This window comes from Deltaproteobacteria bacterium, assembly GCA_021737785.1.
Taxonomy (GTDB): Bacteria; Desulfobacterota; DSM-4660; order Desulfatiglandales; family Desulfatiglandaceae; genus AUK324.
Genome location: JAIPDI010000089.1, coordinates 1 through 8,521 on the forward strand (window position 1 = coordinate 1; position 8,521 = coordinate 8,521).

The 8,521-nt window shown below is 54.3% G+C and carries 7 protein-coding genes; 1 reads left to right on the top strand and 6 read right to left on the bottom strand.

All coding sequences use genetic code 11. The annotated features are described in order from the left end of the window. Window positions 1-209 precede the first annotated feature (209 nt). Both K9N21_23325 and K9N21_23330 read right to left on the bottom strand, forming a co-directional pair. Window positions 210-1,583, bottom strand: a complete 1,374-nt coding sequence (locus tag K9N21_23325; protein ID MCF8146849.1) for an FAD-binding protein — start codon at window positions 1,581-1,583, stop codon at window positions 210-212. 194 nt (window positions 1,584-1,777) lie between these two features. Next, window positions 1,778-2,107 carry a hypothetical protein gene (locus K9N21_23330; GenBank protein ID MCF8146850.1) on the bottom strand — a complete coding sequence of 110 codons (330 nt, stop codon included), beginning with the start codon at window positions 2,105-2,107 and terminating at the stop codon, window positions 1,778-1,780. A gap of 178 nt (window positions 2,108-2,285) precedes the next feature. On the opposite strand from K9N21_23330, the gene K9N21_23335 reads away from it, so the two are divergent. Beyond that, window positions 2,286-2,792 (top strand): universal stress protein, encoded by a 507-nt coding sequence (locus K9N21_23335; protein ID MCF8146851.1) that lies wholly within the window; start codon window positions 2,286-2,288, stop codon window positions 2,790-2,792. On the opposite strand, the gene K9N21_23340 is transcribed toward K9N21_23335, so the two are convergent. The 4 genes from K9N21_23340 to dctP all read right to left on the bottom strand — a co-directional run bounded on the left by K9N21_23340 (window position 2,781) and on the right by dctP (window position 7,729). Further along, the gene (locus tag K9N21_23340) at window positions 2,781-4,418 is read right to left on the bottom strand and encodes an acyl-CoA synthetase (protein ID MCF8146852.1); all 1,638 of its coding nucleotides are present in this window, start codon (window positions 4,416-4,418) and stop codon (window positions 2,781-2,783) included. The two genes, K9N21_23335 and K9N21_23340, sit on opposite strands and share 12 nt — an antisense overlap. 131 nt (window positions 4,419-4,549) lie before the next feature. Next, window positions 4,550-5,872 carry a TRAP transporter large permease subunit gene (locus K9N21_23345; GenBank protein MCF8146853.1) on the bottom strand — a complete coding sequence of 441 codons (1,323 nt, stop codon included), beginning with the start codon at window positions 5,870-5,872 and terminating at the stop codon, window positions 4,550-4,552. Continuing rightward, entirely contained in the window at window positions 5,869-6,378 is a 510-nt protein-coding gene (locus K9N21_23350; protein MCF8146854.1) for a TRAP transporter small permease subunit, read from the bottom strand. Before K9N21_23350 ends, K9N21_23345 begins: the two co-directional genes overlap by 4 nt. Window positions 6,379-6,613: 235 nt before the next feature. Further along, entirely contained in the window at window positions 6,614-7,729 is a 1,116-nt protein-coding gene (gene dctP / locus K9N21_23355; GenBank protein MCF8146855.1) for a TRAP transporter substrate-binding protein DctP, read from the bottom strand. Window positions 7,730-8,521: the final 792 nt, after the last annotated feature.

The following is an 8,521-nucleotide window of genomic DNA, read 5'->3' on the forward strand; positions in this document are numbered from 1 at the left end:
CGCTCGGCGGGGCTTCGACCCTTTGGATTACTCCGCGGGCCGCCCGCTCCGCTACCTGCTGAACGAGCAATTAACAGGGTAACCTCCTTTCAGGTTACAAGATCAGCCAGGCTTAGCCTGGCGCACCAAAGACACGAAGGATACTTCTTTGTTAAATGCATTTGGTTGGCTCTGTGTGCTTTGTGGCTTTGTGTGATCAACAGTATTCCCTACAGGAAACTTCCGGGGTTCAGAATATTGTTGGGGTCAAAGACCCGCTTGATCCCACGCATCAATTCGATGGAGGTCCGGCTGAACTCCATGGACATGAACCGATCCTTGGCAATGCCGATGCCGTGCTCGCCGGAGAGGGTGCCGCCCATGGCAATGGCCGCCTCAACCAGTTCCACCAGGGCCTTGTCCACCCGCGCCATCTCTTCCTTGTCGCGCAGATCGGTCATGAACAGGGGGTGGAGATTTCCGTCCCCGGCATGGGCCAGGACCCCGATCTGAAGAGAATACTTGTCCGCCACCTCGACGATCTTTCGGATGATCGCCGGCAGCATCTTGACCGGCACGGTGGCGTCTTCCACAATGCAGTTGGGCCTCAGGCTGGCAACCGCGCCAAAGGCGGTCCGTCGCGCCTGCCACAGTTTATCCGCCTCCTCGGGGGTGCTGGCCCGCTCCACCTGAAAGGCCCCCCGCTCCCTGCAAAAGGCCTCGATCCGTTTTCCCTGGGCCTCCACCGTGACATCCTCGCCGTCCACCTCTATCAGGAGGAGGGCCTGGGCCTTGTCCGAAAACTTTGCCCCGCCGTAATTGCTGATCACGTCCAGGACGGTCCGGTCGATCAGTTCCAGGGTCGTGGGAACGATTCCGGCCCCGATAATGGCCGACACCGTGGTCGCCGCATCGTCCAGGTCGGCATAGATGGCCTGGAGCGTGGCCTTGGCAGGGGACAGGGGCACCAGCCGGACAATGATCTCGGTAAAAATGCCCAGGGTCCCCTCTGATCCGCACATGAGTCGTGTGAGATCGTATCCGCTCACATTCTTGAGGGTCTTTCCCCCGGTTCGAATAATCTCTCCGGTCGGCAGCACCACCTCGAGGCCCAGAAGATAATCCCGTGTCACCCCGTATTTGACCCCCCTGGGGCCCCCTGCGTTCAGGGCTACATTGCCGCCGATGGTGGAGACAAACATGCTGGCAGGGTCGGGCGGATACATGAGTCCGTAAGCGGCCACCGCCTTCTGAAGGTCCGAATTGACCACACCGGGCTGAACCACCGCGCACATGGATTCCGGTTCGATCTCCAGGATTCGGTTGAGCCGGTGGAAGGCGATAATGATGCCGCCCTTTCTGGCCACCGAACTGCCGCAGATATTGGTCCCTGCACCCCTGGGGATGATATTGATCCTCTCCCGGTTCGCCACCTTCATCACCCCGGCGATCTCATCCCTGTCGCCAGGGACAATCACGGCCTCTGGCATGAATTCCTGCAAAAACCCGTCATAGGAATAGGTGATCAGGTCCTCGGGCGTATCCAGGAACCATTCGTCGCCCACAATGGCCCGTATCTCATCTTTTACACCATCCGAAATCATGAACTGTCTCCTTCATCTCCTCCACAACCGGAGCATATGGATGAAAGGCCTCCTCAGCCTCTTTTTAATCGTCGACAGCCAATACCTCCAATGTATCCACGGAACAACATCAGACCGGCTCGGGCAGGGTTTTTTCCGGGACCATTGCCCGCGAAATAAAAATTCGAAGCATCCAAAAAGAGGAGATGGGATTATCAGAAGTCTTCCTCCGGCCTGTCGGTTCCTCTCCCCGGATGGGATAGATAGTACCTGCCGTCAGCGGTCACACCAACGATGTTTCTGCCCGTCATATACTGGAGCATCTTCGGTCGGTAATCCCGGGTCCCTATTCGAACGATCTTCTGTCGAGAATAAGGGAGTTCAACGGCCGAAAACGGATTCACCGCCTCCTTTTGCTCAAGGTCTTTGATAATCACTTTATATGCCCGTGCCATGCGCCATGCATGATAGCGCCTGGTAAGGACATAGACCCCTATCAGGACACAGACACCGATAATGATCTCCCATGTTTCTGAATTATCCAAATCTCTTTAACTCCCCCGTGTTCGCAGCCGGATCTTCGCAGAACCCCACAATTTTCTTGATTCAATCACCATCGGCCCGTATACTGAATTCAGATTCGAACTTGGGTTACACGCGTCGACCTTTTGTTTTAAAACCCTGACAGGTAAATTCGCTACTCGCTCCTATGGAGGACCTCACATGATTCCCGAGATCAAAAAAATTCTTTGCACCACGGACATGTCCGAGAATGCCCGTTACGCCTTCGAGTATGCCGTCAGCCTTGCCAACCAATACGGGGCAGGCATTACGCTCCTCCATGTCCTCGAGGATATGTCCCCATACCGGGATTCTCTCATGATGAATATCCTGGGAGAGGAGAAATGGAAGGGTCTGCTGGAGACAAACAAGGAAAAACTCATCCAGGACCTGAAGGATCAGCTTGGCAAATTCTGCGACACTGTCAGCGCCCAACTCCCCGCCTGTCCCTTTATCACGGACGACATCATCGTGAAAATCGGAAACCCGGTGGAGGCAATCCTCGAACAGGCCAAGAAGATGGACTGCGATCTGGTGGTCATGGGCACCCACGGGCACGGAATTCTGGGAGACGCCATGATCGGGGGCGTGTCCAGGCGGGTGGTGCGGCGTTGCAAGAAGCCGGTGCTGGTGGTCCCTCTCCCGGACAAAAGGGGACTAATGCCCTGATTTCCGCTTTACCTCCAGGGCCTTCAGATCCTTCCGGATGATCTTTCCCGTCGTGGTCATGGGGAGTTCGGTCACGAATTCGATCTCCCGGGGGTATTCATGGGCCGCCAACCGGACCTTGACGTACTTCTTGATCTCCGCTTCCAGTTCAGGACCGGGGATTACACCGGGTTTCGGCAGGATAAAGGCCTTGACCACCTCGCCACGGACCTTATCCGGACTTCCCACCACCGCCACCATGCCCACGGCCGGGTGCTTCATGAGGCAGTCCTCGATCTCGGCCGGCCCGATCCGGTACCCCGAACTGGTGATCAGATCGTCCTTCCTCCCCACAAACCAGAAATACCCATCCTCATCTTTCTTGGCCAGGTCTCCGGTGAGCCACCAGTCATTGACGTACTTCTCCCGGGTGGCCTCGGGGTTGTTCCAGTATTCAATACACATGACCGGATCGGGACGCTGAATGGCAATTTCCCCCGGGGTCCCCGGAGGAACCGGAATGCCCGATTCGTCCACCACCTCCACCCGGTGCCCGGGAATGGGTTTTCCCATGGAACCGGGCCGGACCTCCATGACCTCGGAGCAGGTTCCCACCACCAGGTTGACCTCGGTCTGGCCGTAAAACTCATTGATGGTCAGCCCCATGACCTCCCGCCCCCAGTCGAGCAGTTCCTCGCCCAATGCCTCTCCGCCGCTCCCGATGGTCCGCATGGCATAGTCGTGACGGCTGCGCGGGTCCGGAACCTGTCGCATCAACTTGAGGGCCGTTGGCGGCATGAAGGCATTCCGGATCCCGTATTTGGCTATGAGATGAAACGCCTCCTCGGGGTCGAACTTCCTGGCGCGATGGGCCAGCACCGGGACCCCGAAGTGCCAGCTCGGCAGGAGCACATCCATGAACCCGCCGAACCAGGCCCAGTCGGCCGGGGTCCAGAAGAAATCATCTTCCTTTGGAAAGAAGTTATGGGGGAACTGGACACCGGGAAGATGCCCCAACAGAACGCGGTGGGCATGAAAGGCCCCCTTGGGGGGCCCTGTGGTGCCGGAGGTATAGCTGATAAAGGCAGGATCATCGGACCGGGTCTTGACAGGCTGAAACGAGGACGATCCCTTTTCAATCAGCTCCCAGAAACTCACGACCCCGCCCGGGGTTTCGCCCCTTGCCAGAACGATCGTCCGGAGGTCGGGCAACCGGTCGCGTATCTCCAGGATCTTGGGGAGGTTGGCCTCATCCGTGACAATCCCTCTGGCCCGGCTGTTGGACAGGCGGTACTCCAGGGCCTCTGTACCGAACAGGGTAAAGAGGGGGATGACCACGGCGCCCATCTTATAGACGGCAATATGGGCGATCCCTGCCTCGGGGGACTGGGGAAGCATGATCCCGAAGCGATCGCCGGGCTCCATACCCTTGGCCTTGAGTCCATTGGCCAGCCCGTTGGAGAGGCGCATCAGGTCCCAGAAGGTATATTTCTCCACCTCCCCGGTCTCATTCTCATAGATCAGGGCCAGCCGGTATCGCTGATGGGCCCACTTGTCGCAGATGTCCACCCCGATATTGTAGAATTCGGGGATCTCCCAACGAAACGACTGATACACCTCGTCATAGGTCTTTCCAGGCTTTAACACGTCCGTCCCCCATCCCTGTTGAATACACTCCCTACTGCTTACTGTCTATTGCTCACACCGCTTACTGCTTACTCCCTACTGCTTACTCCCTACTTCTTACTCCCCGCTCCCTGCTCCCTGCTCCCTGCTATCTACTTCACCAGCGTATTGGCCAGCCACAGGATGCTTTGCGGCCAGATGATGCAGGCGATCAAACCCAACTCCATAAGCCTCCAGAATGGGAATGCACCCCAATAGATGTCGCTGGTGCTCACCTCGGGCGGCGCAACCCCTTTGAGATAAAACAGGGCATACCCGAATGGCGGCGTCAAAAAGGAGTCCTGAAGCATGACCGCCATGATAACCACAAACCAGACTTTATCAAATCCCAGATCCGCTGCAATGGGGAGGAACAGGGGAAAACAGATCATGATAATGCCGATCCAGTCGATGAACATCCCTAACAAAAAGAGAATGATCATCATCACGATAAAAGTCCCCCATTTTCCCAATTCGAGCCCGTAAATATACCCCTTGACCACTTCTCCGCCGCCTGAGCCCATGAAGACACTGGCAAAACAGGCCGCCCCCACAAGAATAATGATCACCATAGAGGTTGTGCGAGCGGTGTTTACCACGGCGGAGTAAAGTCCCTTCCACGAAAACCTGCCGTAGGCAATGGTCATGCAAAAGGCGAGGGCGGCCCCGACGCCCGCGGCCTCGGTGGGCGTGGCGATGCCGGCAAAGATGGAGCCCAGGACTCCGGCAATGAGGATCATGGGCGGCACCAGCGATTTCAAAGTCATGAAGAAAATCTGTCTTACGGAAACCGCCTGTCGCTCTTCCTTGGTGAGGGCCGGTCCGTCCTGGGGCTTGAAAAAGCAGTGAATCAGGATGTAGAAAATATACATGAACGAGAGAATCAGCCCGGGAACCACGGCCCCGGCAAAGAGCTTGCCCACGGACAGGGAGGCCTGGTCTGCCATGACCACCAGCATAATGCTGGGGGGGATAAGTATGCCCAAGGTGCCTCCCGCACACACAGCCCCCGATGCCAACCGTTTATTATACCCGTATTTGAGCATCACCGGCATACCCAGAAGACCCATGGTGACCACAGAGGCCCCAATAATACCGGTACAGGCCCCAAAGAGCGTGGAAACCACGACCACGGCAATGGCAATTCCTCCCCTGACAGGACCGAAGAGGTATCGCATGGTGTCAAAAAGGCTTTCCGCCACCCCGGATTGATCCAGCAACTGGGCCATGAAAATGAACAGCGGGATGGCCACGAGGATATAATTGTCCATGGTCCCGAACGCCCGGTTCAGGAACATATAGAAACAGGACGGTCCCCATCCGATGTAGCCGAATATGGCGGCCAGGCCGCCCAGTACAAAGGCCAGGGGTTGTCCCATAAACAGGCCGATCAAAAGGCCGATAAACATTCCCCAGGTGATAAATTCCGGGCTCATATGTCTTTCCCCTTAGCAGTCTGTATGATTGCGCGAATATAAGTGGCCAGCCCCTGGATAAGCAGCAATGCAAATGTCACCGGGATGACCGTCTTGATTTCAGGAACCACCGGCATGCCTGCAGAACCGCTGGTTTCTCCCATCATCCAGGAGGTTTTGGCGAACAGGATGCCCTGGTGAAGCATGATAAAGCAGAAAGGAAAGAAAAGGCAGGTGTAGGTGATGATATCCAGGATCCCTCTTGTTCTGGGTGAGAACTTCTGATAGATGATGTCGATGCTCACATGGCCCTTGTGGAGGAGTGTGTAGGCCGCCACCAACATAAAGTGAGGCCCATACAGGTAATTGGTCACCTCCGGCGCCCATATGTGGGCAGCGCCGAGAATTCGTCTTGAGATGACCTCATACACCACAACGATGGTCAGGGGAATAATCAGCCACATGAAGACGCGGCCCGACCACTCGCTGATATTGTCCAGAAATTTCAAAACTGTCTTGAGCTGCATACCATGCCCTTTCTTTTCGCGATGTTACGAGGCAAAGACACAAAACCCTGTTTTTATTAGAAACCTCTAAAAATCACCCGCTTTTGCCTGCCCGGTGGGGTGGAAACAAAAGTTGAGCATTTTTAAGAAGGCGCCACGCACATTTGACGTGGATAGGCCGAGGTATTCGAACATACCGGCAAAACAACCAAGAAACCCTCGGATACTTATCCGAAGGTTTCTTTTGGGCGTCTTGTTAATAACCTAATTTCTTGAGTTCTGCCAAGACCTTGTCCACATAAACGGGGGTCCGTCCCTGACCAAAATCACCGCTTATTGCACGCCAGTCTTTGTATTCGTTAAGATAATCCATCTGGGATTTCAGCATGCGAGCGTAGAACTTGGATTCCTTGGCCTGCATGACGCAGTACTGACCGGCCAGTTCCTCCAGTTTTTTCAGGTCCTCCGGGGGTAAGGGCACAATCTCGATCCCTGCCTTCACGAACTTATCAATGGCCCTGCCCGAGTCACCTTCCCAGAAGGCCATGCCCTTGAGGGCGGCTGCCTGGGCGCCGCGCTCCAAAATGGCCTTGTAGGTCTTGGACAGCTTATTGTAGGCCTTCAGGTTCACCATCACACCCACTTGGGATGAAGGCTGAAACCAGCAGGGAACGCTCCAGTACTTGGTGATTTCGGCAAAGCCCATTTCCCAGTCAATGCCGGGGCTGCTGAACTCGGCGCCGTCCAGGGTCCCTCTTTCAACGGCCAGGTAGATCTCGCCGCCCGGAATCTTGACGGGTGAAGCACCGAGCTGTTTTAAGATCCAGATAGTGGCGCGGGAAGGAGTTCTCACCTTAAACCCTTTGTAATCTTCGATCGATTTGATGGGGCCGAATTTTTCTGTGGACCGAAATCCCGATTCCATGGGGGTGGCACCAACTGAGAAATAGGTCATGCCATATTTCCCGTAGAGTTCCTGCATCAGCTCCAGTCCACCGAAGTCATACATCCAGGTAATATAGTCCACGTTGGTGAACCCGAAAGGGAAAGACCCTAAGAAATCGAATGCCGGGTCCTTGCTTGCCCAGTAGCTGGGCCAGTCCCCGACCGCCTCCACCACGCCCTTGCTGCAGGCATCGAAATACTCAAAAGCGCCCATGAGTGAACCTGAGGGGAACCATTTGATGTCAAAGTCTCCACCGGTCATTTCTTTCACATAATCGATCAGGAGCAATTCCCCTTTGTTGAGATTGATAGCAGGGGTCCAGGTGCTCCCCATTTTCCAGTTGACCTTTTCCGCCAAGGCATTGGTTCCGAATGCGAGAGCCGTGGCCAACACACACAAAAACATCAACATTTTGATCTTTTTCATTTTTCCCCTCCATAGAATAAATGTTTTATGGATTGTACTCAGTGACGATTGTCTCCACCCTTCCCAATTTTCCCAAATCACCTCCCTTCCCATCTGCTTTTAGGGTTGTCTATATTGCCGGCCATGCCCGAGACTGAGCATGCCTTGAATGCCACAGGACGCCGGACAAATGCTGGCATAGGAAATAACGTTTGTAGACATATCAGTGAGTTGCATCAAACACGAGGGTTCCAAATGAAATTTGTCTGCAGGCTGTGCTTTTAAAACAGCGATTTCAATGATGACCTGGGCTACAAGAGCAAGAATTTCAAGCTCGTATGCCAAAATCCTTCCATCAATTCATACCAGATCCCCATCGAAATGTCATCCTCTGATTTTATAATTTCTTGCTGGAGTGAAAATTATTATTCCAAGGGCCACTCTGAAAGCTCCTAAGGCAATCTGACGGCCACAACCAAATAGGTATTGCTGCAAATCCCGGAAATTTGCCGAGCGCTTACCGATATGGCACCAACTTCTCCGCCTAAAGATGATTGCCCATGGGTTCTGAACAATTGGTAATACCAATAATCCAAATGCTCAAATCCTGTCAAGGAAAATTTATACGGTTTTTGGCCAAAGACGTCGTTCGAGTAAGCTGGTCTGTGCGTTAACTAATTATAATAATTAGTAATTATTATATATTGAACATAAGATGGCACGCCGTTGACCGATGTAAGGAACGTGGAAATCATCCATGAAATTGGATGTGAAAATAGCTCTTGCAGAGAAGAAATGTATCTGGTATAACCA